The sequence below is a fragment of the Bacillus sp. BB51/4 genome (assembly GCF_008368845.1).
In the GTDB taxonomy this organism is placed as follows: Bacteria; Bacillota; Bacilli; order Bacillales; family Bacillaceae_G; genus Bacillus_A; species Bacillus_A wiedmannii.
The window spans coordinates 256,496-281,587 of record NZ_QOSC01000012.1; the positions used below are offsets into that span (position 1 = coordinate 256,496).

A 25,092-nucleotide genomic window follows, 5' to 3' on the forward strand; every position below is an offset into this window, starting at 1 on the left:
AACTTACACTAGGTGATGTACCTTGTTTTTTAGCCTATTTTCTTAATCTTATTTCGGTGGACGTATTTATTATTAATAGAGGTGTTTAAAAATTACTAATCCAACAGTTTAGTAGTTCATCGCTTAATTTTCTTTCCAGTAACTCTTTAACTGAAGGCGCTGGCATGATTTTATACGTATGTAAAGCTTCTTGATTATAATCTATCCAGTGAAACGCTAAATGAGATTCTTTAGATTTTGGTCTTAAATTAATATGTAACTCTTGCGAATCTACTTCAAAAATGTGATTGATTTCATAATGAAGAACTTCTCGGTCTTCCCATTGGTTTTCTATGACTCCTAAAAATTGTTTTATACTACAGTTTACTCCGAGTTCTTCTCGTAGTTCTCTAATTAATGCATTCTCAGCTGATTCGCCAATTTCAACATGACCACCCGGCAAAAAATAATGATGGCCAATATATTCAGCCACTAACAATTTATTATCCTTTAACATAACAGCTCGTACAATATGATGGAATTTATTTTTCAATTGTTAATCCTCCCAGTCATTCACTTTATATTTGATTAAAATAGTCATTTAATAAAGGGATAATATAAATCATAGGTGTTTCATACGGGTGAATTTCGTTAATAACTTTAAGTGCATCCTTTACAAGGTCCCTTTTACACTTTATTTCAATTTTACATTCTTGCCCTTCGCATATTTGACCTATTTCCCCATTAAAAGGTGATGCATCGTCTAATGGTCTCCAGTATCCTTTCACGGAACTATAGGAAAGACAATGATCATATTTCCCCGTTTTACAAGCTCCAATTCTATTTATTTCATTCCGTAATATTTCAATGTATTCTTCGGGAATAAACACTTCGATTTTCACTTCTGAAAATTGCATCTTTCATTTCACACCTTTACTTCATAATGGTTAAACGAATAAACGATATACTTGCTCGCCATCATAATCATGTCCCAATGGTTGAAAACCGTAACGTTCATATAGTTTCTTTGCAGAGATATTATCTTTATGTACTGTTAATCTAATTTCTTTACACGCCTTACATGTATTTTTTATTAAGGAAATACTTTCTTGTAATGCCGCTTTTCCAAAACCATTACCTTGCTGCTTTTGATCAATAATAAATCCATTTATCCAATACATATCATTTGTTTCTTTTACAACAGCATGCATAATAAAACCAACCATTAGATTGCCGTCGTATATCGCAAATGGTATGTACTCTACATTGTCACCATCTGGTTTTATATACACTTTAGCTAGTGAAACTGCTACAGCTGGCACAAATTTCGTCTGATTTTCTTTAACTTGTAACTTTAAAGCATCTTCCCAATTATCTCTCGTAACAACCTTTAACTGGACATTCAATATTATAAGCTCCTTTATAAAGAGAATGTATGTATATATTCAACGTAGTAAAATAATTCCCTGTTTCGACAGCGACTTATAACATAGTTTTAATAAAATCTTGAATAAATTTTTCTTCATCTATTTCTAAAGCTATACTGGCTCCTTCTGATATAGAACTATGTCGAAAATCAGCAAATGTTTGTCCTTTCGTATCTCCGTATGTATCTACATTCACTGTACGATGCACAAATTCAAAAAAACTTGGATTTACTAATCCACTTATAGCAACCACATCATGAAGCAAAGGCCCTTCGATAGATGGATTAAGTTTTTGGTATGCAGAAAAATAGTAATCATACATTGGTTTCATTATCGTATGGAATGGATTCTTTGAATTAGCTTGGATATAGTTAGTTACATTTAAAGGAAATATTTATAAATTCTTTGCTTGCTGAAAAACAATTTTACTTTCAATAGGATCTCCATACACATTTGCCTCTGCTAATGGGATAACGTTTCTTACATCTAAAAAGACACCACCCATGAAATATATTCTTAATACTTTTTCCAAAAAATACTCTCCCCTCATAAAAAATAGATTTATCAATAGCTATTTATATGAAAAAAGCAAGTATATCTATGCAAAATTTAAAATGGATAGTGTTTTACAAGATATAAAAAAGGAACTAGCGTATGCTAATTCCTTTTCCTAGGTAACTATTCTCAAATTCGATTATTTATCGTATTCTTCATACATTTCATCATTTATTAGATTTTGTGTTTTTTTATCATCAGGTACAGGCTTCCACCAATTTCCCGTAATAAATAGCATAGTTAATAAATTATAACTATCACTAAAGTAGCTTTCTTTCTTATTCTTCATCCAATCCCATCCACTATTTACCCACTTTTGATTATCGCTTTTCGTTGTACTTGCAGCAATAAACGGTGACACAAATACAGCAGTTGGATAACTACCTATATTTGATCCATTTAATTGATAACCATCCACTATTTTAGAAGGATTTCCATTCGTCTTATTTTGAATCCATGAAGAGACTTTGTCAGAGATAACTTTACTTCTTTTCTCTCCATACATCGCATAGTCCATTACAATCCTTAATGGTACCCGACTAGCGTTGTAATAATATGCATTTGTATACTGTGACTCATTTAAGAAATCTTTAGGTGCTGGTTGTGGTGGATTTTTCACAACAAAATCTGAAATGAGCCCCGTATTTGGAGAGTATTTATTGCTAAATTGTGTATAAACATCGTACAAGTTATTAATAACAGTAAGCCAAGTTTTATCACCTGTAAATTCATAAAATGCTCTAAGGTGTGACATCATCCAATCTGATGGCCTTGTATTAAGTGAACTTTTAGTATCCCAATCTCCTAAATTTAGTCGGTTATTATTTGTAACATTACTAGCTTTAATACCTTTTGTAATCATGTCTTGTGCTTCTTTCAAATAATTAACAGATCCATTTGATCCCCACTGCTTATGAGCAAGAAGAAGGGAATACGCAATATCTAAATCTCCATCAGTGGCAGAATCAAAATGTCCCTGTGCTTTTTTACTATCTGCTACAACCCACCCCATTAAATTAGGATTTTGAGAGCTTTTAAAAGCCCTTGCTGTTTTAAATAAACCATCATAGATTTTTTGGGCATTCGAATCATAACCAGCCATTAATACAGTAATTACCATCCCATATCCTTGACCTTCTGAAGTTCCAAGTGGCTTAAACCCATCAGCATCACCGGTAATTTCTCCTTTTACATAATAACCACCAGGTAAAGAAGATAAATCATTTTTTAAATATTTCTTTTTCCAATTATCATAGTAATTTATCACAGAAGCATTTAAGCTTTCCTGTGTAACATGATTAGGTTTTATAACACCTGCATAATTAACTTGCTGGGGAAATGGTTTCATTTCTTTTGCGGTCGCTACTTGTTGATTAATCACGGGGATAGAATTTTGTACTGAATTGTCCGTTACATTTGCTGCAAAACTAGAATTAGAAAAACTAGCTAGCCCGATTCCTATAATAGAAATACATGTAAAAACTTTTCTTTTTCCATTCATTATGTTGTCATCTCCTTTTAAAATGCTTACTACATAAAATGTAACATACAATATTTAACTGAAATACAAAATATTATATTTATCAACATAAGAAAGAAACTATATAAAAAAGTATCATAAAATTATTTTTGAATTACATTATACTGATTGATTATTTGCTAGATTCCTGTGTTTTTCTTTTCTTAATACTGGTATATGAACAATCACAATTCCAATTATAGTAATTCCCCCGCCAATTATCGAAACCAAAGTCGGCACTTCACCTAACCATATCCAAGCAATAAAACATGCAGTTACTGGAGTTAAATATAGAGAACTTGTTGCCTCAGCAGCACCAGAATGAGATATGATATATGCCAATGCGATATATGGGAGTACTGTTGGAAATAAACCTAAATATATAACGCTCAAATTCACTTCAATTGGAGATGCCAGTATTTCTTGATAAACTCCTGGTAAAAAAATAAGCATACATATAGTACTAGACAAGATTGTATATATGGTAAATGGCAAGAAGCCATACTTTTTCAAGTAAGAAGTTTGGAAAACGAAAAATAAGCTTTCTGAAATCGCTGCTAATAAAATAAATAATCCTCCACTATTCAATTGAATAGCATCTCCTTGACTAAATGATATGAAAGCAATTCCTATAAAACTAATTACACCACCGATCCAACCATTTAATTTCATTTTTTCATTCAAAAAAACAGATGCAAAAATAGCCGTTACTATAGGTGTGACTGAAACAATTAAACTTGCAGATCCAGCATTTACTGTTTTTTCGCCGTAGTTTAATGCAATGTGATAAAAAGTAAATCCTAAAGCACCAAATATAAAAATTGCTGGGATATCCTTTAAATCTGGCAGTCGTAACTTGTATATAAAGGAAAACAACAGAAGAATAAATGAAGCGATTAATAAACGTAGTAAAGTAAGGTGCTCAGGTGTATAAGATTCGAGCCCCATACGAATTGCTGGAAAGGCAGTCCCCCATATTAAAATCGTAAAAGCATGAGCACAAATAATCCGAAAGTCCCATTTTTTATAATTCATGTTTTTTTCTCCCCCTTCAAACCAACCACTTTATAATTACCAATTATTTCTTTTCATCATATTTAATAGTTGTTACAATGTCTTCAACCAGTTATTTATCGTAAAAACCAACCACTTGGCATTTATAAAGTGAACGAGGGAGTTTTTTTATGACAACTAATAAAAAACTGCCTAAGTATCGGCAGATAGTAGACTATATGAAAGAAAAAATTAAAAATGGAGAATGGCCTATTGGAAGTAAGATTCCTAGTCAACGGCAGTTAGCCAAATTATTTCATGTAAATCGAAGTACTGTAATAACTGCGCTAGATGAACTTATGGCAGATGGATTGATTCAAGGGAAAATTGGAGCAGGAACAATTGTAACAAATAATACATGGTCATTATTAGCGACGAATCCCCCGCCTGATTGGAGTGAATATGTAAAAGCTGGTATTCACAAACCTAGCAAGTTAATGGTAAGAGAAATCAATGAAGCAGAAGCAAATAAAAAACTTATCCATCTTAGTAAAGGTGAAATTGCGCCTCAACTTTTCCCGCTAGAAACTATGCAGTCCATTATGAAAAGCGTAAGTGACAAAATAGATTATTTTGGATACGAAGAACAAAAAGGTTTTTTGCCGTTACGTGAAGCAATTAGTAAATACGTAAAATCATTCGGAATACATACATCAGCCAGTTCTATATTAATCGTCTCTGGTGCATTACAAGCACTCCAATTAATATCAATTGGTCTTTTGCATAGAGAATCAACCGTTTTACTTGAACAACCTTCTTATTTATATTCACTTCATGTATTTCAATCAGCAAATATAAATCTCTCTGGTATATGTATGGATCATCACGGTATTTTACCTAACGAATTATTAAAACGTATTAAATATAGTCAAAAGAAAAACATTTTATATTCTATCCCTAGTTTTCAAAACCCAACAGGGATATTAATGTCTAAAGAGCGAAGAAAAGAAATAATAAAAATATGTGAAAAGGAACAGTTACCTATAATTGAAGATGATATTTACCGAGAGTTATGGATTGATGAACCACCTCCAGCTCCTTTAAAGTCGATAGATAAACACGGACATGTATTATATGTTGGTAGTCTTTCTAAAACACTTAGCCCAGGACTTAGAATTGGATGGATCATTGGACCCGAACCAGTTATTGATAGATTGTCAGATATAAAAATGCAAACAGACTATGGATCGAGCTCTTTATCTCAAAGAGTTGCTGCTGAATGGATAAATAAAGGTTTTTATGAAGAACATGTTGCAAACGTAAGAATCAAACTAAAAGAACGAAGACAAATCATGATACGAGCTTTAAATAAGTACTGCGCAGATATTGCATCGTGGGATATTCCTAGTGGTGGATTATTTATATGGCTAAAGATTGTACCTAGCATTCCGATGAAGAAATTATTTTCAGAGGCGCTATCAAAAGGAATTCTTTTAAACCCAGGACGTATATATGAAGAAGAATCAGATCGGTACATTCGTTTATCATATGGATATGCTTCTACGGAGCAAATTAATTATGGGGTGAAATTGTTGAGTGAATTAATCCGTAAGTTAATGACATAACAAAAACTCCTCTATAAATAAAAGAGGAGTTTTTGTGTATCGTATTTACCACAATCTCATTTCCTGTCCCAATAAAATAAGTTCGTCATAAGGATCTCCGTCAATATTTAATACTTGAGCAAAAGCAGGTTCTGTTTTTAAACCGTTCTCTTTTAAGTGAAGAATTTCTTCCCTTATATGGGGATGCTGCATTAATAACATGTGCTCTACTATCATATGTCTATATGCATTTTGGTTACGTACTGGCTTAGGCTGAGCAAATAATTCAAATTCAAAACCTTCAAACTCAAAATTTACCTTTATCGATTCTGTAGTTTTAATTTTTTTCTTTTTTATTTTGAATCCTTTATAAGAACCGTATAAAGATCTCATTTCCTGTTCAAAAACATCAAAGTTATGTACTTCCATTACTATATCTAAGTCAGATTGAAGAGTATCAATTCTAATAGGAATTGTCCCGCAAAGAACCGGACTATACAAAGTTAAATCCTCCATAATGTTAAGTTTATTCAAAACATCATACACTTTTTGTTGCTTCTCATTCCCAGATTGTAAATATGTAATTGATGTAAACATGGAAGTCTCTCCTTCATTTCACGTAATACGTGTATCATTAAATTCAAGAAAAATTTATCCGTTGAAACTTGTACTAGGAGTACCAATACTTCAATATATTAAGACGAACAAACAATATGTTTCAACTTTCCTCCTATACTGCAATACTATAAAAATAAAAAAGGAGGAATTATTATGAGCATTTTTCACATTCTTTTAACCATCCACATATTATTTGGAACGATATGTTTAATCACCGGTATTGTAGCGATGGTTGCTCAAAAGAAGAAAGGAAAACATACGGAATGGGGTGAAATATATCATGCATCCTATGTTGTTATCACCGTTACTGCAATTATATTATCCATTATAAACTGGGATAAAATCGCATATTTATTTTATGTAGCAATTTTCTCTTATTTATTTGCGATATATGGATACCTCGCACGAAAAAAACGTTGGAAAAATTGGCTTCACCACCATATTAGAGGTATGTTAGGCTCTTATATAGGTGCCGTTACCGCACTTTTAGTAAACGTCGGTATTCATATTCCCATAATTAATTTATTACCGCCTATATGGTTTTGGTTTTTACCTACATTAATCGGTATTCCTCTCGTAGCCAGTGTATCAAAAAAATATAAAAATCGTAGTTAAAATTCATTACAATTTCGTTACTTTCTGATGGTAATTACAAAAAATCATACTCAATGTAATATTTTATTAACAAATTCAAATTCATATTGCTTTAAGTTCGTCACTTAGAGCTAAATAAAAAGAATCCAATAAAAATATTGGATTCTTTTTCGGATTTCATTTCAATATCGGCTCTATGTAGATGACGAACTATCTTTGTATACTTGTGGGTACTTGTATTATTGATTCAGTGATAATTACACCATTATAGTTTAAGGTTGTAATAATGAATGTAAACGATCTGGGTAATTCGTAAACATCCCGTCAACTCCCCATAAAATTAACTTTTTCATATCTGTTTCATTATCTACAGTAAATGGATGAACTTCTAATCCGTGTTTCTTTATTCTCTTTACATAAGTTGAATCAATATATTTATAGTTCATCCCAAGACCGATACAGTATGTTTTATACTTTTTCATCTCTAATTCAGTTAATTGAGCTGCCTTTTTGTAAGGTAGTAATTGTACTAGAGGTATATTAACATCTAAACTATGAATCTTTTGCAGACTTGCTTCACTAAATGATTGAATAATAACTTTATCATTTATTCCGTAGTGCTTTATAATTTCTAATAACTTTTCTTCCATACTAGGATATTCATCTGGTGATTTTGTTTCAATATAATAGTTTGCATTATGCCCGAACGTTTTAATAATTTCTTCTAGTGTTGGAACGTTCGCATTTTCAAATTCTTTCTTTGCTAAACTTGGATGCTTTTCATTAAAAAAAGAACCTGCATTAAGTTGCTTTATTTCTTCTAATGTATGTTCCTTAACTAGCCCCGTACCGTTTGTAGTGCGGTTTACTGTTTCATCATGCATAGCTACTAAATGTCCGTCTTTTGTCATTTGGAGATCAATTTCTATATAATCTCCTCTCAATTGTTTCCCTAATTTATACGCTGCTATTGTATGTTCCGGCGCATACGCAGAAGCGCCTCTATGTGCAATGTTTTTTATATGATTTAATTGACTAATAGCTTTCGTGTACTTAAGTTCATTTGCTTTATGAAAAACAAAAGTACCTATTACTATAAAGGTGCAAATGATTGTAACGATATATATCTTCTTCATAATGATGTTTTAACTCCTACATGAAAGCAATTTGACTTGGATGATTTATTCCATTAAATGTCGATTTTCAAAAACAGTCATTTGTCCTACAGATTGAAAACCAGTCTTTTTATAAATATTAATGCCATCAGGTGAAGCTTGTAATACGCATTGAGCAACTTTCAATTCCTTTGCTTCTTGCAGCAAGTAATTAAACATAGCAGAGCCGAACCCTTTCCCTCTCAATTCTTCTTTAGTTGCTATATCATAAATACCAATACTATCTTTTGTACATACTAATGAACCAACCGATACGACTTCTTCTTTATAAAATCCTAAGTACAGTTTCATTTGTTCACTATTCCATAAATCGAAAGAAGCAGTTTGATTGTAGAACGCTTGAACATGTATACCTTCCTCTGATGTACCAAATAGACTAGCTAATGTTTCCCCAAACTTTTTAATTTGTCCTGGTGAAAAGGCTTTTTGTATCTTAAAATCTTTTGGCATATTTATTGTTGGATGTATTGTTTTTAAGTTTGCTACCATCGCGATATTTTGTTCTGCTTCTTTTAAGCCAAGTTTTATTAATTCGCTTTTTATAGTCTGCTCATGCCTATCATCCCAAAACCAAACACTCATTGGAAGTTTCTTTTGATTATAGTTGTTTACCACTTTATATAGTTTCTCAATACCTTCCGTTAAATTATTGTTTAGTATAGTAATGATATTAAATGTATCTGCCGGTAAACCACATTCGACAGCAATGTAGTCCTTCGTTTCTTTTACATTCATTCCATGTAACTGCCGCGCAATATATGAGGTTTTATATGTGAAGTTATCTATTAGTAACTGTTTATAATTCATTCATTTTGCTCCTTTCATAAAAATTCGTTTTCGAATTCTTCAGTATTAAATATAACACATAAGAAATGTATCTATTTCTATAAAAATATCTCTATACATTACTCTTTTTTCCCCTAAAAGAATTAAAAATGATATAACGTTGTCGGAATGAAAAAAGTGGTATATAATAAACAGTAACATTACTAGTAATTATTTTAGGTATTCCTAGAATAAAGGAGCGATACATATGAAAATTACTATTTATTTCGGAAGTCATGAAGATCAAGATGTTCGTACTATGGACTGTCATTTAGATGTAGAAGATACAGAAGAGATCGTTTCTGTATCATAATATAAATAGTTGGGATGAACCCTCTTCCCTACAGCGTTTAAGGCACCTTTTACAGGTGTCTTTTTTGTTATTTTTTCATCAAAAACCCTTTACTTTAGAGCGTTTTAATAGTAAAATATAAATATACGAACAAACGTTCTTTTTATTTTAATTGTACATGAAGGGATGATTTTTACAATGGCTCAAGCAAAGCGCAGAGGAAGAAAAAAGCAAACACCTATTATTTCAAATACAGGCTTTATCGGCTCTGTCTTTATTGATACATTGGAGTTACAAAAGAAATCCTATTATTTCGCTCGTAAAAAACTTCAAATTGTTCATCACGTACTTGATGGCCTCTCTGGAGCAACAAGTTCTCTATTTAAAGAACATAACATTTCAGCATACATGTCATGTGTGTATTTACATAAACAAAAGAAAATCGGCTTTGTTCTTTCAACGAAACCATTTGAACAAAGTGACGGTGTTTCTTACTTTATAAATTATTTAATCGAAAAGAATTTTTACGGTAACGAAGAAGTAGAATATCAAGAAGTATTTAATACAGGTTTTATTGGTGTAGTATTTGCTGATTTATGTAGCATAGATCGCTTTAATTTCGAGTTTGAAATGGGTATGTTAACGAAATTAATGAAAGATATGATTATTCCGGTTAAAGAACTCTTTTTACGCCACAATGTACCGGCCTACATCTCCACTTCTCATTTAGAGGAACAAAATAAATTAGGTTTCATTCTATCTGTAAAACCATATGATGAACGTGCAGAGGCAGATTTATATTTTGAGGCGTATTTAAAAGAACGCGGTTTATTTATTGGTGATGAAGAAGATGATATTGATAAGATTGTTATTAGAAAGACAGCTGAATTACGATAAAAAGCGCAGGATAATAATCCTGTGCTTTTTATAATTTATGAAACGGATTTACCAAATAAACGGTATTAGTTTTTTTGTTTTCTGTTTATACACCGTAAATTGTTCACCGTACTTATTCTGTAAGTAATTATCCGATTGCGGAATATAGTCAAAAACAAATACAAAGAATAGGCCTATAGGAATTAACAAACTATAAATTTCGTTTTATAGTATTTGCTTTTCTTAGCTTGAAAGAGGTAGCAGTATCCATTCTATAAATAATCTAAGAATCTACTAAGCACTATAATCTTTCGAATGAACCTCTAACATGAAACGATTTGATGAAACTTTAATTACTATTAAATATAAGAATCCCCCTACAATTGGAATGGTGTACGCTGGGATATAATTTAATAATAGACCGGATAGTGCCATTGCTATAGGGAGCATCATTTTACCTATACTTAATCCAATGCTGAGAACCCTTCCCCTGTATTCATCGGGAATCTCATTTTGCATGAAATAAATTAAAGGAATATCAATTAGCGCTATAATAAACCCTAAAAAGATCATAACAACACAATACGTAATAACGAATACTAAATCATTCACTTCAAAACTTTTGAATAAAACTGGAATTCCTAAAATAATCATAAAAACTGACAACATAGAACTTAGTTTTTTCAAAAGATAAGAGTAAGAAAAACGATCAGTTATCTTTTTTACTACAATTGCACCAATTATCATCCCTACTGGAAAAGTCCCTTGAATGATACCAAATTGTTTAGAACTCAGATTGAGAACTGTATTAATAATGTATGGTAATGGAACAGTTACAGCAAAACCTAAGAAAAAATTAAGGGAAATTAATATATTAAACGTATTCTTTAAGCTTTCCTTTTCAAGTAAGTAAGAAACCCCCTCTTTTATATCTTTAATAAAATTAACTCCTCTTTTTGAATTTCCCTCATTTATGTTGTACTCGAACAGTTTAAAATGAATAAATAGTAATGCTATCCCTGAAAGAATAAAAGAAATACCGTTTATAATTATAAAAGTCTTAATATTAAATACTGAAAAAACGATGCCACCTAACATAGGGCCGAGAATTAAAGATACAGAATCGATAATTTTACTTATAGAATTAATACTCATAAGCCTCTCTTTAGAGACGATATTTGGTTTTGCAGCTTCTAATCCTATTCCAAAAAAGGTTGTAAACACTGTCATAAGAAAGGTTGTAGTATAAATGATGAATAAGTTTAATCCATAATAGCTGCTTAATATATAAACAGCTATTAATAAGCATCCACTTAGTAGATCCATACAAACGACGAGTTTCTTTTTATCAACTTTATCAGCAATTACACCCGCAAATGGATTCATAACAATCATTGGAATCGTTCCTAATATGAGCGTAATTGCGAAATTTAACGCAGATCCAGTTATGTGTAAAACATATAATCCTAGTGCGAAACTATACATAGAGCTACCGAATATTGATACTGTTTTTGCAATTGAGTATAAACAAATATTTCTTAGTTCTTGGTTTCTTTTTTTATTTTCTATATGTAATCGTAAACTTCCCATCACTTTTCCCCCTGCCTAACTTTGTATTACGTACATTGTAAGTTCTTGGGTCAACCCGATAGCAATATGTACTATTTGAAAAGTATTAAGGGAAAATAAATAAAAGATGGGGTTAACCCCATCTTTTTCCGAAAAATGAATATGTATAAATTTCTTCTCCTTGAACAAAGAAATCCTCGTACTTTCCTCCTCGTTTCAAATAATTTGAAGTGCTTTCATCGATGGATTGAAAGTGTAGATTTTGGATTTCTTTCGTTACTTTTGAAAGTGTAAAATTTTCTCGAAAGTTATTTGTAATTTGGCTATTTGAGCTGAAATTTTTAAATAAAATAAATAAACTTACTAAATAACAATCCGTTTTAAAAAGTGGATTTAGTTCGTGAAGTAAAAAATCCTCATGCTCAAAACTATAATTGCTCGTACCAGAATGATCAATTACAATATCAACTGACTGATTCTGAATAGGGATATTCAAAAAATCAGCACAGATAAAGAGAATGTTTCTTTTCGGATTTCTTCTCGCTAATACATCTTTTAAAAATAAAAGTTTATTTAAATCTCGATCCACTGCAATGTATAGGCAATCTTCGGGCAGTTCTTCATAAATGTTTCTCAAAAAGAATCCAAGTCCCGATCCTAAATCCAGTATTAATTTGTTATTTAAATTTAAATGTATTAGTTTCTTTTTCGCCCATTCCCCTTCCCTATGCATATTTTCCAAATAGGCATTATCAGTTTCATGAATATAATCCGAAATAGTATCTTCAAGTGACGTTTGCTCATTTACTTTAAATGATTTACCCGCAGTTATAATTCCTGAAGTAATAATATATTCTTCACCACAATTACAAATTAGCTTCCCCTCAGTAATTTGATTGTTAGTAATAATTCCATCTTGAAGAATTAGTTTTTTGCTACAATTAGAACATGTAAGTAAATGAAGTACGCTTAAATCTATCCCAATAATTGAATTTGAAGTTTCATTTGTTAATAATAAATCTTGTAACACTTCCTTTAATTTATCCCGCCTCTTCCCCAAAAGCTCTATTTCCTGTTCTATCTTGTCATATTTCAATTTAAATAAAGATTGGTAAAAAGTATCATTTTCGTAATTCATAGATTTCGCTAAATTTTTATAAAAAAATAGTTCTTTAATTTCATTCAAGCTAAAACCTAGCTCTTTGTAATGTAATATAAGCTCTAAATCTGTTTGACAATACTCGTCAAAAAAATTGTGACCGCCCTTTTTTTCAGGAATAATGAGGCCGAGATCCATATAATGTCTAATTGTATCAATACTTATGTTATTTACTTCTCCAAACTTTCCAATTTTCATAACATCCCTACCATTTGCATATATTTTTATATAGATTTCTATTTTTATCTTTAAAAATCCTTTTATCTCTCTATACAACAGAATTTAAGGTATGTATAGGATATTTCAATGCCACATATTTTGTAAGTGTATAATACATGTAAACGGATATCATCACCTCTCCTTTATTTAACCAGTGGAGCAGGACTACTATTCTGATGACACTTTTATTTCTATTTCTGTATGTGATGAATTACACCAACTTGCTCGAGAAAGTTAAAGATTCTCATTTCCAAATACCTTACGAAGTTATTGCTAAAAATGTTGGTTTTGTAGAACGAATCGGTAGAAACTAAGCAGAAGATTTAATTGATTTATATGTTTGGGTGAGTTAAAAAATTGCTAACACCTCTTTCAAATGCATGGAATATACAGGGATTTATAACTTAATATAGAACATAAAACAGGAGAAGTTCATCTTGTAAATAACGGGCCATACTTATGGAATTAGAATCAAATGTTAAAGTAATTGTTTTATTAGAAAAGTTAATTGGCACTGGTAACAACAGTAAGGGGTGGATTAGAAAATGAAAATTGCAATAGTCTGTTTTGATAACTTTACTGATATAGATGTTTTTCTACCATGGGATTTATTAAATCGTGTACGTTTAGTTGGCGGTATTTCTGATTGGAACGTTCAACTATTAGGAACGGGAAAAACTCATATATCCATGTCTGGCTTACGTATTCCCATGACAGGAAGCATATCTGATATTCCGTCTGCTGACGCTGTAATATTTGCAAGTGGTAAGGGTGTACAAAATTTATATAAAAATCAAGAGTATCTTAATAGCATTCATGTAGATCCTCAAAGACAATTAATAGGATCTATGTGTTCTGGTTCATTACTACTAGGAGCTAAAAAATTACTAACAGGTAAGAAAGCCACTACATATCCGTCCGTAGTAGAACAGCTTAAAGAATTTGATGTAGACGTTATTGAACAAAGTTTCGTAAACGAAGGAAATATCTCGACTGCTGCAGGCTGTTTTGCTGCTCAAGATCTCTCAGCCTGGATTATAAGAACCCTAATCAATGAAGAAATGGTCGATACTGTTCTAGAAACTGTTCAGCCAGTAGGCAAAGGTTTATATTTTTAATTTCAAATCAAGTTGAGAGATTGGTTGCTCCTCAAAACGATAAAATGAGCCTTTTTGCTTGATGGCGACATAATATCCCTCCATTTTCAATTTAATTTAATAAAAAACCCGCGAATCATTCACGGGTTTTTTATTAATAACTAATTGCTATTGTACCTTCACCTGCATGTACTGCAAATGAAATTGGTAATGGGTATAATTTGAAATCCATTTCAGGGAATGCTTGTCTAATATCTGAAATCCATTCTTCAGCTCCATCTTTATCGTTAGCATGGAACATATGAAGTACTTTTGGTAATTCTTTTTCGAGTTCATTTTTAATGTATTCTCGACATTTTTGGATTTTGCGAACTTTCTTTTCAAGTAAAAGCTCTCCACCTTTTACTTCTAATATTAAGTTGACACTTAATAAACTTCCAAGTAAAAATTGAACTCCCTTTACACGTCCACTTGCGTAAAGGCCTTTTAAACTTTTCGGGAATACGTGGAAAGGTCTTCTTTTTTCATCTACTAATGTTTTGTGTATATCTTGTAACGTCATACCATCATTGTATAACGATTTCGCTTTTCTAATTAGTTCATCCATTGGATAACTTGTTGTTTTACTATCCAATACCGTTAATGGGAAACCTGCCATGTCTGCAGCTAACTTCATGTTTTGATAAGTTCCACTTACTTTTCCGCTAATAGCAACTGCAAATCCCTCTTCATATTCTTCTTTGCATTTCGAAAATAACTCTACCATTTCCCCTATGTTAGGTTGTGATGTAGTGACAGTTTTACCTTCGTTTAACGCATTATAGACGCGCTCACGCACACCATCTTCACAATCTTTGTACGACACACCATCAATAATAACTTCAATTGGGATAACAAAGTTATCTCCTTCTGTTGTAAAACTCGCAGTTGTACTATCAGTAATCCAAGCAACACGCTTCATGTTGTTCCTCCCTTAATTCAATTCCTCTTTTCTGACTTTTCTATATATTTATGTTACGAAAAGAGAATATCCCTGTAATAGTAACAGGACTTTATTGTTTTGGCTATAGTAGATGGATATTAAATGTGAATATTTTTTGTCATTTTCACGAAAAAAAGAAGAAAACCGAAGTATTTGCCCGATTTTCTTCTTTTTATACATTATTTAAAGGTTTCATTATCTAAAATTACAACATAATCATTCGTCAATCGGCCAGCTTCCTTCGTATAACTAACAAGTCTTTGTACGTTATCACAGCAAAGTTTCGCTCCCCATACGAGTAACGGTACGCCGATGAAGTCGATGTGAAATCTTCTAGAAAACAGACCACCGAAAGTCATTGGTAAAGGTACTGTTGGTGATGTATTAGAAAAAATAATCTTTTCATGACTTTGATAATGTTTTTGCAAAATCTCTCCTAAATGTTTCATCGCAGGTACAACGACTTTTGATGCGCCACATCCAATTGTATAAACCGGATTACCATTTTCATCTATTCCATGAAAAATGATTTTGCCCATATCTTCTGTTTTTAATTTATTAAAGTAATCTACATTCAAAATTTCTTTTTTTGTTAACTTACGATCAGTTGGTAATTTATTTAAATGATAAGCAGCAGCGAGTGAAGTTGAATGTGTTCCACCAAAATCTGTATAAATGAATATCATATTATCATCCCTTGTTGTAAAAGTTCAATGTTATTTAGTATTACCGTTCACAGCATTGATAAACAAAGGATGAATGTATTTACAATTTTTTTGTTAATTCATTATATATTTTTCAATTATACTATCGTCTATTTATTACGGTACATAATGTAATAGTCGTAAGCATTATTAATAAAAATAAACAGACGTACTTTTGACTCGTACATCTGTTAGCATCTTTATTCAAAACAAACATATCTATTAACCCGTATGAACTGTCAATTATCAATAGATTCTACACCTTTAGAATTAGTCTTATTTAATACTTGAATATTAAATTTACTAGCTAGCATTAAAGTGATTTTATAAATAAAATATCCTACAATAGAACCTATAACGTTAAAAATCACATCATCAATATCAGTAATACGTCCCCATCCACTAAATAAAGACTCTGTTAGTTGTAATAACTCAATACTAATTGATATAGCTAAACCTAATAAAATAGTGTTTTTAATTTTTTTGAATTTATCCCATATAATTGGTGCTAAAAATCCTAAAGGCATTAATAATAAAATATTTCCACCTACATTTCTTACGATGAGGCCAATCATAAATAGAACATCACCATCATAAGCAATTCCTATTTTATCAATATCTTTAATAATTGAAGCAAAGGGGATACTATTGATTGAAAGTCTTATATGCCCAAAACTAGTTGGAAAACCGATTGGAATAGGGAATAAAGTTATTGCAACAACCATACCAATATATATTACGAATAGAAAACTAATTAGTTCTTTCCACCAATTCACACCTTTTTTACTTTTCATTCCAATAAAAATACTTCGTACAATCAAATAACAGATAACTCCTACTATGATAAACACACTACCATTGATCATATACAAACTGTTAACACATCCTATCATAGTAATATTTTATAAATCTGCAGATATAAATATAATGTTCTTAAATTCACTTGTATAGAATTATATTTCATTCTAGAAAACATTTATTTATAAAATAAATGTTTTCTAGTTAAAATACTTTTCAAAACAAAAACAATCGTGAACTCGTTTAAATTGTTTTCTTATCTCTTCTTTATTTTCACCTGTATAATGAGCAAATGTTTGAACTGGATATAACTGATCAACGTTACTTTTCATTACACCTTTTATCTCGTCTGTATGATCGGAATATACATGTAAATATGAATCTACGTTTACAAATCCGTTCTTTTCATACCATTCGTGAACCCATAAATTGTCCCTAGTCCACGCTTCCAATCGATTTAGGTTAAGTTCTTTCGCTAACTTTTCTGCCGCATTTAATAGTTGATTAGCAATCTTCATTCTACGAAAATCCGGATGAACTGCAATATGCCAAATCATGCCGCCAAGACCAGTTCCTCTTGAACAAACTGCACGTTCTTCTAATTCATATTCGATATCTATTAAACCCACAATTTGATTTTCATATACTGCTACTAATTCAATAGCAGGATTTTCATATTTTTCTTTCTCTCTAAATACATTATCGTAATATGCTGTATCTAAAAAAGACAACACACGACAACGTACCCAACCAGCTTCATCCTCTTTTCTATACGCTCTAATTTCTATATCCATATAATTAAAAAGCTCCTTCTATTTCTGTCATTAATTTTTCGGGTCCTGCTCCTTTATTTGATGGAATAACTAATGTAATTCCTACACCTGGATATACGGCTGAGCGAAAACTGACTCCTGGATCATATCCCATTACATGATATTTGAATATCTTGTTTTCTCTTGTTTCAATCCATATTCCATAGCCGTAAGACTGATTTTTATTTACTTGAATGTGCGGAGTTAAAAGTATGTTTGTATATTCTCGGCTTATGATTTCATAGTTAAATAACGCTTCCCAGAATTTCAGCATGTCTGGCGCAGTAATAAAAGCACCACCATCAGAACCACCTTTTATTGGTATAGAGTAGGCGTTTGTTCTCCAATTTTGGTTAATTTCGTCTTTTATATATCCTAGAGCTGTGTGTCTTGGTAATCTATCTAAAGAAAAATAGCCAGAATCATTCATACCAATTGGATTGAATATGTTTTTTTCTATATACTCCGTAAATTTAAGTCCTGTCTGTTCTTCGATTATTAATCCAAGTATGATAAAACCTGCATTGTTGTAATGAAACTTACTTCCAGGTGCAAACATCATATTTCTGTTTTGGAATAATGGTAAGAAGTCTTTTAAATTTTTTAATAGATACATAGGAGTTTCTTTCCAAAGATCCTCAAAGTTATCCATAATACTTTCATCAAAATAATCCGGAATACCCGAACTATGCGTCAAAAGATGATGTATTGTAATATCTTCATTAAAGTTTGGAAAGTTTATACGTAAACACTCTTTTAACTTTGTTTGAAGAGTAATTACACCTTTTTCAACAAGTTGACAGATACCGATAGCAGTGAATATTTTACAACCGGAGGCAATTCCGAACCTTGTTTGTAGCGTATTATTTATACATTCATTGCGATTTGCGTAACCAAACGCCTCTTCATAGACTAAGCCTTTTTCTTCTTTTACTAAAATTACCCCAGAGAAATCTATATACTGATGCATTTCTTTTACAATGCTGTCTATTTGATCTTTTGTTTTCATTACAAAAACCACCCTCGTTTATCAATATTGTTCACCTTTCTTATATTTCCATATATAGGAGGGTAAACCCTCCTATTGAATACCGTAAATCAAAACCAAGATTACTATTTTGAATTGATTGACTCAGAGGAATGCACTTTAGACTGTGATGGCAATAAAATAAACACACATAATATGATAGTTATAAGCAGCATTACCAGTGAGCCTAAAATAACCACAAGTTGTATAGAAATAAATTGAGTTGCGACTCCGAACAAAATCGTAATTAAAATGGTGATGCCCGCAATCACAAGCCCATATATACTCCCAATCCGTCCCATCATATGGACAGGTATATTATTTTGATAAAAGGTATAAAATCCTGTATTTGCATACGCCATAGAGAAAGATAAAATAAAGAATCCGATAGCAGCTATTAAAAATTCATTTGAAAAAGCATAAATTAAATAACCGATTGCTATGAATAATGATCCTATTCTAATTAAAAATGAAGGCGCTATTTTTTTGGATAAAATTGTATTTGTTATAGCTCCTAAAATAAACCCGGCTCCAGCGATACTAACTAAAAAGCCATATTCACTATCTGTTAACAATAAAACTTTTCTCGCAAATGACAATTCAAGTGAATCAGTTGCGGCAACTAAAACCATCATCCCTTGAAATAAGAAATACACAAAAACGATATATAAAGATTTTTTACTGAAATTTAAAACGATGTTCCAATCTTTTTTTAGTACAGCTAAAGATAACTTATCATTTGACGTAGTAATATCGGATTTTTTATCAAGATTAGGTAACAGCAATGTAATTACTCCTGATAAGAGAAATGCTATAGCATTTATATATATAGCAAACTCCGGTGTACTTGCTATTAACAATACTCCCGCTATCGCTGGACCAATTAAAGATGCACCAGATCCTATTAAACTACGTAATGAGTTGAAACGTTGTCTTTGCTCTACTGGAACTAATTTCGTCATATATGTCATAGCAGCAGGCTCATAAATCGCATTTGCCATACTAATAAAGAATACGAATACATAAACAACCCAAAGTGATGGAAGTAACGGTAAAATAGCGATAAATACCGCACGATATATATCGAGGTGAATCATTAACTTCCGTTTATTTAAACGATCAATCATACTTCCTGACCAAGCGTTTGTAAATAAAGCGGCTAATGGTTTAATTACATATAAAGTAGCAACAGCTAAAGCTGATCCCCCCATATTATAGACAAGTACATTTAGTGCTATTAAGTAAATCCATGCCCCTAAATTCGCAATACCAACTCCAGACAGTAGTAAAAATGGATATTTCCAATCTTTAAGTAAGTTTTTCATTTTAGGCCCCCGCTTTCCAAATTGTTGTGAAACAATAAAAAAATCCCACCCCCAAGACTTTTAGTCTTAGGGACGAGATTTATCATCGCGGTGCCACCCTAGTTTGTTAATATGTCGCCATATTAACCTTATCAGGTACTGCATTCTAATTCATGCTTATACCATAGCTCTATAACGGGAGCTCCCGTCACACTATCCCCTAATAAAAGGTTCCGATGTGCTGCTCAGAGGCTTGGTTCAATAAAGAATTTTTACTCCTTTTCAGCTAAATGGAGCTCTCTGTGAAAAATTCATTTTATTTACTCTTCTCTTCACTGCATTTGATTTTCCCCATATTATCACAAGTTTATTTAACTGTAAATATAAAATAATCAGATATTTACCGACATGTCACTGGTGATTATCTTATTTATTATTTTTTCAAAAAATTACGGTGCGTGAAATTACTTAAATCTATAAAAAAAGAGCCTATTGTATATAGACCCTTCACATTGCCCAAATTAATTTGTATTCGCCTCTGCTAACGGTTGTAACGGTGGTTCTAATTCTAGTTCTAATATATCGCCTTCTTGTATATCATGTCCCTTTTCAATGCTTTGACTCGTTACATAGCCCGTACCTGTAGTTTTTAAATCTAATTTTAATAGTTTAGAGAAATACATAACATCACGCATGGACCAACCTTGTAAATTTGGCATTTTTGCGTTATTCCCTAGTAGAAATATACGATCGCCTTCACTCATTACTTCGCCAGACTGCGGATATTGTTTCATTATTTTTCCTTCTCCTAAAATTATCGGTTGTAGTTTCTCCTTTTTTACACTATTCTCTACCGTATCCATTGATTGATTGACATAGTTTTGTACTTTTAATTGGGATCGTTTCGTTGCATCTGCCATTTGTATTTCTGTATATGGTTTCACCTTTAAATATTCAAGGCCATTTTTCATAACTGGTTTAAATATTTCAGCAAGCGGCTGAGCTCCATATTCGTCTCCTTTTAACTTTGGTTGCTTAATAGCTAAGTATACAATTAACTCTGGATCATCAATTGGAGCCATTCCTAAAAATGAAAAAATATAATTCTCTTTTCCTTCCATATATCGTCCATTTTCAGGATTCGGAATTTGAGCTGTTCCTGTCTTACCTCCTATTGGATAACCATCCACTTTATACATTGTACCAGTACCTTTTGAGGACGTAATAACACGCTCCATTAAGTTCCTTACCTTGTCCGCTGTCTCTTTTTTTATTGGATTCCCAATTTCTTTCGGTTGATTTTCCATAATAACTTGTTTGTTTGTTGGATTTACAACTTTGTCAACGATATATGGTTGCATCATTTTCCCGTCATTTGCTATAGCAGTAGCTGCTTGGATTAATTGAATGGGAGTTACTGTAGAACCTTGTCCGAAAGAAGATGTCACTTGTTGAATTTGTGTATTTAATAATAAAGTATTTTTACTTTCACCAGGTAAATCTATTCCGGTTTTTTGGTTGAATCCAAATTTTTTCATGTATTGCTTAAATTTATCCGGTTTCAATAACTGATCTTCTAAAATAGAAAAAGCTACGTTTGATGACCTTTCAAACCCTTCATCAAATGTAATAGATCCCCATCCAAACCCACCGTTATGATCTTTAATATCAGATGAACCAACTGAATATTTTCCGGATTGGAAATATTCTTTCCCGTTATATACCCCTTCATTAATTGTAGCAGCTAACGTAAATATTTTCATTGTTGAACCTGGTTCAAATGCATTTGCGATTGGGTCATTTAAAAAATATTCAATATCGCCTTTATTAGGATTAAAACTTGGTTTACTAGACATTGCTAAAACTTTCCCTGTCTTTGGATCCGCTACGATTCCTACTAACATAGAAGGATCATAGTGCTCTTGTGCCTTGTTCATTGCTTCTTCTAAAAAACCATTAATTTGTTTATCAAGCGTAAGGTATACGTTATTTCCATTTTTAGCGGGTTCTATTTTTCCTATATCATTTGTAAGCGGGATACCTCTTCGCGCGCCTACATATTCTATTTTCCCATTTGTCGAGCGCAAATATTTATCCAAACTTTTTTCAAGTCCAAATTTCCCTTCTGTATTTCCTTTATCGTCAGGTCTAGCAAAACCAAGAATATAAGATGCAAAATCTTCATTTGGATACACTCTTGCTTTCTCTGGCATAAAAGAAACACCCGGAATTTTCATTTTCCTGATTTGTTCTTTCAATTCTCTAGATAAATTCCGACCAACTTTTCCGATTTCAACTTGCGTACGTCCATCATGAAAATTTTTTAATACGTCCTCTTTATCAATTTCAAGCGCATCAGCTAATTGCCTTGCGGTTTCATCTTTATTTTTCACTTTATTTGTTCCTTTTAAATTCACAACAACACGGTAAGTTGTGGAATCTTGGACTAATACTTTTCCAGCTTGATCATATATTGTGCCACGATTTGCTTCCAAAACACCCTTTTTATTATGTTGTTCAGTTGCAAGGTCCTTTACATCTACATTATGGACGACCCCTACTGCTTGAATATAGAAAAAACGCAAAAGCATAATAAGAAACAAAACAATAAAAGCAACCATAAAATACCGCGCGCCTTTATTCGTTTGAAGTTTATGCATATTTATCCCCTTTCTTTCACAATTAACTACTGCAGAGGTGTGCTACAATTATGTAATTTTTGTTTTCAATACTATATGTTTCGAACTTTTCCTTTTAATTCCTTTAAATCGTTCTGAAAGTAGCTGTTGTTTCTGCTTTTATTTTTCTATTTACAGTACGGTGCGTGAAATTTAAGAATATTCCGTCATAAGATGGTTAACTTATACAAATTTAATAGGAACTTATGATGCTAATTCCGTTGTTCTTTCGCCACTCTTTTCATACGCATACCCTTATCTTGTGCATAATAAAAAAGTTCCCTTCTGGATTTCCAAAGGAGAACTTTTTAACAAACCTATAAATAGTTATTTATAAAAATTAAGCTATATGATTATATTTCGCTAAAAAAGGAATTCGTTTCGCCACCAATACGTACATTTTAAATACAAATTTCGCTATCGGTTCAAACATACGTGTACTTTGCACTACTAAACCGCTCGTAATAAATGTTAAGAAAGCTGCACCAAGTATATCTAGAGGATAATGAACTCCTACGTACATACGTGATACACCAACTAATACTGCCCAAATAAGAGCGACATATTTAAGTTTTTCTCCTCTAAGTAAAAATACAAATGCGATGGAAAATACAAGTACAGAGTGATCACTAACAAATGATGAGTCTGCTGCATGTGGTACTAATTGATGTACATCATGTGATACAAATGGACGCGGATGATAATAAACCTTGTGTATAAGAACATTTACTAGTAATGTAATAATAACTGAAAGTGTCGTATATAAAACTGTATATTGTTTTATTATTGCATTCTCTTTCTTTCCATTATTAAACCATAAGATAAACATAAATAGAATGGCTACATATGCAGCGCTATTTGTAATAGCAACCATTAGCGTATCTAATAGTTTGGACGATCCAGCAAAACTATTAAACCATTGAAATACTGTGTAATTCATAATACTCTCTCCTTAAATAAAAGCATTCTTGATTTACACAGTATACAACATCAATATGAAAATGGGCTTAAACTTTTCTCATCTAATTCTCATTTTATTATTACTCATTTGACAATATTGAGACTAATTATTACGACTAATTATGTATAAAGCTGAAAAACCTTTAAAACAATACGAATTACATACTTTTCATATGTAGAATACATAACATTGTTACTTAAATATAGTAGTTGCGAAATCGTATTTTTAATACATACGAAGTGCGATATTACCAAATTGTTCTCCTTGTTCCATACGACTTAACGCCCCAATGGCTTCTTCTAACGAATATACTTTATCAATAATTGGTTTAATCTTATGTTTCTCAATAAACTTAACCATTTCATTAAATTCCTCACGGCTACCCATAGATGTCCCCATAATATCGATTTGGTTATAAAATAATGCACGTAATGGCAATTCAATTTTATCTCCTGAGCTTGCACCAAAATTAACAATTCTCCCATTTGGTTTTAATACATCAAAATATTGTAAGAATGTTGCTGGACCTATACTATCGATTATTAAATCTACTTTCTCTCCGCGTAAACTCTCTTCCCAATTTCCAGAACTATTAAAAGAAAAGTCTGCGCCATATGTTTCGGCAAACTGTCTTTTGTTCTCTACCCTTGATGTAACACTTACTTTTGCGCCAATTGCTTTCGCAAATAACATCACAAATGTCGCTACACCGCCGCCTATTCCCGGAATTAAAACATGTTCTCCACACTTCAATTTACCCTTTGTAAAAAGCGCTCTATATGCTGTTAATGCCGATAAAGATAAAACTCCAGCCTCATCCCAAGTAAGATATGACGGTTTTGCCACTACATTTTCAGCTGGCACAATAACAAATTCAGCAAACGTCCCATCTTTCGGTCCACCTAACACCTCTGGTAAATCTGGTACTTCGGCAATATTTTCCCATCCAATGCTAGGATTGATAATAACCTCGCTATTTAATAAATTATTTGAAACACCTTCTCCGATTTCTGTAACAATTCCTGAACCATCTGACCCTATTACTAACGGCAGCTCCATTTCTTTTCTATTGTATATAATAAATAAATCCCTATGATTTAATCCTGCAGCTTTTAACTTTACTTTTACTTCACCGGCATTAAGATTTGTTTCAGGTAAAAATTTATATTCTAATCCTTCTACCCCTTTTTTATATTGATGTACAATAGCTTTCATTGTTTAATTCCCCCTTAATATTTTCAATGTACTAGAAATATCGAAATAAATAAAATAATCCGTCTCCAATAATTAGAAATAATGTATATCGTTATGACAAAAGAAAAAAT

Annotated in this window: 23 protein-coding genes, 2 pseudogenes and 1 other annotated feature; of the genes and pseudogenes, 4 read left to right on the plus strand and 21 right to left on the minus strand. The window is 31.8% G+C overall.

Features of this window, described 5'->3' with window-relative positions; all coding sequences use genetic code 11:
- Positions 1–85 precede the first annotated feature (85 nt).
- The 6 genes and pseudogenes from DN392_RS16075 to DN392_RS16100 form a co-directional block, all read right to left on the minus strand.
- On the minus strand, positions 86–532 hold the full coding sequence (locus DN392_RS16075; RefSeq protein WP_048566328.1) for an NUDIX domain-containing protein: 447 nt from the start codon (positions 530–532) through the stop codon (positions 86–88).
- Positions 533–557: 25 nt separating this feature from the next.
- Positions 558–896 (minus strand): divalent cation tolerance protein CutA, encoded by a 339-nt coding sequence (cutA, locus tag DN392_RS16080; protein ID WP_064057181.1) that lies wholly within the window; start codon positions 894–896, stop codon positions 558–560.
- A gap of 30 nt (positions 897–926) precedes the next feature.
- On the minus strand, positions 927–1,385 hold the full coding sequence (locus tag DN392_RS16085; RefSeq protein WP_064057182.1) for a GNAT family N-acetyltransferase: 459 nt from the start codon (positions 1,383–1,385) through the stop codon (positions 927–929).
- Positions 1,386–1,461: 76 nt separating this feature from the next.
- Positions 1,462–1,956, minus strand: a pseudogene (locus tag DN392_RS16090) (nucleoside hydrolase).
- A gap of 144 nt (positions 1,957–2,100) precedes the next feature.
- Positions 2,101–3,462, minus strand: coding sequence for a family 8 glycosyl hydrolase (locus tag DN392_RS16095; RefSeq protein ID WP_061672990.1), 1,362 nt, complete (start codon positions 3,460–3,462; stop codon positions 2,101–2,103).
- Positions 3,463–3,600: 138 nt separating this feature from the next.
- Complete coding sequence (locus tag DN392_RS16100; RefSeq protein ID WP_061672991.1) at positions 3,601–4,515, minus strand: DMT family transporter; 915 nt, start codon at positions 4,513–4,515, stop codon at positions 3,601–3,603.
- Between the two features lie 149 nt (positions 4,516–4,664).
- Between DN392_RS16100 and norG the strand changes: the two genes are divergently transcribed.
- Complete coding sequence (gene norG / locus DN392_RS16105; RefSeq protein WP_088321645.1) at positions 4,665–6,098, plus strand: efflux pump transcription regulator NorG; 1,434 nt, start codon at positions 4,665–4,667, stop codon at positions 6,096–6,098.
- Positions 6,099–6,143: 45 nt separating this feature from the next.
- On the opposite strand, the gene DN392_RS16110 is transcribed toward norG, so the two are convergent.
- Positions 6,144–6,674 carry a DUF4269 domain-containing protein gene (locus DN392_RS16110; RefSeq protein ID WP_000495200.1) on the minus strand — a complete coding sequence of 177 codons (531 nt, stop codon included), beginning with the start codon at positions 6,672–6,674 and terminating at the stop codon, positions 6,144–6,146.
- Positions 6,675–6,848: 174 nt separating this feature from the next.
- Between DN392_RS16110 and DN392_RS16115 the strand changes: the two genes are divergently transcribed.
- On the plus strand, positions 6,849–7,310 hold the full coding sequence (locus DN392_RS16115) for a DUF2306 domain-containing protein (RefSeq protein WP_048566330.1): 462 nt from the start codon (positions 6,849–6,851) through the stop codon (positions 7,308–7,310).
- A 251-nt stretch (positions 7,311–7,561) separates the two neighbouring features.
- Here the strand turns inward: DN392_RS16115 and DN392_RS16120 are convergent, their stop codons facing one another.
- On the minus strand, positions 7,562–8,425 hold the full coding sequence (locus DN392_RS16120; RefSeq protein WP_088321646.1) for a glycerophosphodiester phosphodiesterase: 864 nt from the start codon (positions 8,423–8,425) through the stop codon (positions 7,562–7,564).
- 45 nt (positions 8,426–8,470) lie between these two features.
- Positions 8,471–9,271 (minus strand): GNAT family N-acetyltransferase, encoded by an 801-nt coding sequence (locus DN392_RS16125; protein WP_001107076.1) that lies wholly within the window; start codon positions 9,269–9,271, stop codon positions 8,471–8,473.
- Positions 9,272–9,779: 508 nt separating this feature from the next.
- Between DN392_RS16125 and DN392_RS16130 the strand changes: the two genes are divergently transcribed.
- Positions 9,780–10,478 (plus strand): hypothetical protein, encoded by a 699-nt coding sequence (locus DN392_RS16130; protein WP_000035805.1) that lies wholly within the window; start codon positions 9,780–9,782, stop codon positions 10,476–10,478.
- A gap of 48 nt (positions 10,479–10,526) precedes the next feature.
- On the opposite strand, the pseudogene DN392_RS31375 reads toward DN392_RS16130, so the two are convergent.
- The 3 genes and pseudogenes from DN392_RS31375 to DN392_RS16140 form a co-directional block, all read right to left on the minus strand.
- A pseudogene (locus tag DN392_RS31375) lies at positions 10,527–10,682 on the minus strand (methyltransferase family protein); the annotation flags it as partial.
- Between the two features lie 69 nt (positions 10,683–10,751).
- Complete coding sequence (locus tag DN392_RS16135; RefSeq protein WP_088321647.1) at positions 10,752–12,047, minus strand: MFS transporter; 1,296 nt, start codon at positions 12,045–12,047, stop codon at positions 10,752–10,754.
- A gap of 112 nt (positions 12,048–12,159) precedes the next feature.
- Positions 12,160–13,383 (minus strand): methyltransferase domain-containing protein, encoded by a 1,224-nt coding sequence (locus DN392_RS16140; protein ID WP_000690070.1) that lies wholly within the window; start codon positions 13,381–13,383, stop codon positions 12,160–12,162.
- Positions 13,384–13,949: 566 nt separating this feature from the next.
- Between DN392_RS16140 and DN392_RS16145 the strand changes: the two genes are divergently transcribed.
- Positions 13,950–14,522, plus strand: a complete 573-nt coding sequence (locus DN392_RS16145; protein ID WP_000684448.1) for a DJ-1/PfpI family protein — start codon at positions 13,950–13,952, stop codon at positions 14,520–14,522.
- Between the two features lie 133 nt (positions 14,523–14,655).
- On the opposite strand, the gene DN392_RS16150 is transcribed toward DN392_RS16145, so the two are convergent.
- The 9 genes from DN392_RS16150 to DN392_RS16190 form a co-directional block, all read right to left on the minus strand.
- Positions 14,656–15,462: a DegV family protein gene (locus tag DN392_RS16150; protein WP_000831935.1), complete on the minus strand. Its 807-nt coding sequence runs from the start codon at positions 15,460–15,462 to the stop codon at positions 14,656–14,658.
- A gap of 200 nt (positions 15,463–15,662) precedes the next feature.
- Positions 15,663–16,169: a DUF3189 family protein gene (locus DN392_RS16155; protein ID WP_048566332.1), complete on the minus strand. Its 507-nt coding sequence runs from the start codon at positions 16,167–16,169 to the stop codon at positions 15,663–15,665.
- 257 nt (positions 16,170–16,426) lie between these two features.
- Positions 16,427–17,080: a VanZ family protein gene (locus tag DN392_RS16160; protein ID WP_071742476.1), complete on the minus strand. Its 654-nt coding sequence runs from the start codon at positions 17,078–17,080 to the stop codon at positions 16,427–16,429.
- 105 nt (positions 17,081–17,185) lie between these two features.
- Positions 17,186–17,779 carry a GNAT family N-acetyltransferase gene (locus DN392_RS16165; protein WP_000350622.1) on the minus strand — a complete coding sequence of 198 codons (594 nt, stop codon included), beginning with the start codon at positions 17,777–17,779 and terminating at the stop codon, positions 17,186–17,188.
- Positions 17,780–17,783: 4 nt separating this feature from the next.
- Positions 17,784–18,806 carry a serine hydrolase domain-containing protein gene (locus DN392_RS16170; RefSeq protein WP_061671988.1) on the minus strand — a complete coding sequence of 341 codons (1,023 nt, stop codon included), beginning with the start codon at positions 18,804–18,806 and terminating at the stop codon, positions 17,784–17,786.
- Between the two features lie 104 nt (positions 18,807–18,910).
- Positions 18,911–20,149, minus strand: a complete 1,239-nt coding sequence (locus tag DN392_RS16175) for an MFS transporter (RefSeq protein ID WP_088321648.1) — start codon at positions 20,147–20,149, stop codon at positions 18,911–18,913.
- 65 nt (positions 20,150–20,214) lie between these two features.
- Positions 20,215–20,473: a binding site (T-box leader), on the minus strand.
- A 176-nt stretch (positions 20,474–20,649) separates the two neighbouring features.
- A complete protein-coding gene (locus DN392_RS16180; protein ID WP_088321649.1) occupies positions 20,650–22,788 on the minus strand; it encodes a penicillin-binding protein in 2,139 nt (712 codons plus the stop codon).
- 358 nt (positions 22,789–23,146) lie between these two features.
- Complete coding sequence (locus tag DN392_RS16185; RefSeq protein WP_088321650.1) at positions 23,147–23,746, minus strand: undecaprenyl-diphosphatase; 600 nt, start codon at positions 23,744–23,746, stop codon at positions 23,147–23,149.
- A 246-nt stretch (positions 23,747–23,992) separates the two neighbouring features.
- The gene (locus DN392_RS16190) at positions 23,993–24,982 is read right to left on the minus strand and encodes a zinc-binding dehydrogenase (RefSeq protein WP_000644537.1); all 990 of its coding nucleotides are present in this window, start codon (positions 24,980–24,982) and stop codon (positions 23,993–23,995) included.
- Positions 24,983–25,092 lie beyond the last annotated feature (110 nt).

Excerpts from the sequence above, each read along its gene's own strand:
- DN392_RS16100 (WP_061672991.1), bottom strand. The coding sequence starts at position 4,515 with ATGAATTATAAAAAATGGGACTTTCGGATTATTTGTGCTCATGCTTTT.
- DN392_RS16155 (WP_048566332.1), bottom strand. The coding sequence starts at position 16,169 with ATGATATTCATTTATACAGATTTTGGTGGAACACATTCAACTTCACTC.
- DN392_RS16110 (WP_000495200.1), bottom strand. The coding sequence starts at position 6,674 with ATGTTTACATCAATTACATATTTACAATCTGGGAATGAGAAGCAACAA.
- DN392_RS16170 (WP_061671988.1), bottom strand. The coding sequence starts at position 18,806 with ATGAAAACAAAAGATCAAATAGACAGCATTGTAAAAGAAATGCATCAG.
- DN392_RS16145 (WP_000684448.1), top strand. The coding sequence starts at position 13,950 with ATGAAAATTGCAATAGTCTGTTTTGATAACTTTACTGATATAGATGTT.
- DN392_RS16120 (WP_088321646.1), bottom strand. The coding sequence starts at position 8,425 with ATGAAGAAGATATATATCGTTACAATCATTTGCACCTTTATAGTAATA.
- DN392_RS16125 (WP_001107076.1), bottom strand. The coding sequence starts at position 9,271 with ATGAATTATAAACAGTTACTAATAGATAACTTCACATATAAAACCTCA.
- DN392_RS16150 (WP_000831935.1), bottom strand. The coding sequence starts at position 15,462 with ATGAAGCGTGTTGCTTGGATTACTGATAGTACAACTGCGAGTTTTACA.
- norG (WP_088321645.1), top strand. The coding sequence starts at position 4,665 with ATGACAACTAATAAAAAACTGCCTAAGTATCGGCAGATAGTAGACTAT.
- cutA (WP_064057181.1), bottom strand. The coding sequence starts at position 896 with ATGCAATTTTCAGAAGTGAAAATCGAAGTGTTTATTCCCGAAGAATAC.
- DN392_RS16180 (WP_088321649.1), bottom strand. The coding sequence starts at position 22,788 with ATGCATAAACTTCAAACGAATAAAGGCGCGCGGTATTTTATGGTTGCT.
- DN392_RS16115 (WP_048566330.1), top strand. The coding sequence starts at position 6,849 with ATGAGCATTTTTCACATTCTTTTAACCATCCACATATTATTTGGAACG.
- DN392_RS16190 (WP_000644537.1), bottom strand. The coding sequence starts at position 24,982 with ATGAAAGCTATTGTACATCAATATAAAAAAGGGGTAGAAGGATTAGAA.
- DN392_RS16185 (WP_088321650.1), bottom strand. The coding sequence starts at position 23,746 with ATGAATTACACAGTATTTCAATGGTTTAATAGTTTTGCTGGATCGTCC.
- DN392_RS16160 (WP_071742476.1), bottom strand. The coding sequence starts at position 17,080 with ATGATAGGATGTGTTAACAGTTTGTATATGATCAATGGTAGTGTGTTT.
- DN392_RS16135 (WP_088321647.1), bottom strand. The coding sequence starts at position 12,047 with ATGGGAAGTTTACGATTACATATAGAAAATAAAAAAAGAAACCAAGAA.
- DN392_RS16140 (WP_000690070.1), bottom strand. The coding sequence starts at position 13,383 with ATGAAAATTGGAAAGTTTGGAGAAGTAAATAACATAAGTATTGATACA.
- DN392_RS16130 (WP_000035805.1), top strand. The coding sequence starts at position 9,780 with ATGGCTCAAGCAAAGCGCAGAGGAAGAAAAAAGCAAACACCTATTATT.
- DN392_RS16175 (WP_088321648.1), bottom strand. The coding sequence starts at position 20,149 with ATGAAAAACTTACTTAAAGATTGGAAATATCCATTTTTACTACTGTCT.
- DN392_RS16095 (WP_061672990.1), bottom strand. The coding sequence starts at position 3,462 with ATGAATGGAAAAAGAAAAGTTTTTACATGTATTTCTATTATAGGAATC.
- DN392_RS16165 (WP_000350622.1), bottom strand. The coding sequence starts at position 17,779 with ATGGATATAGAAATTAGAGCGTATAGAAAAGAGGATGAAGCTGGTTGG.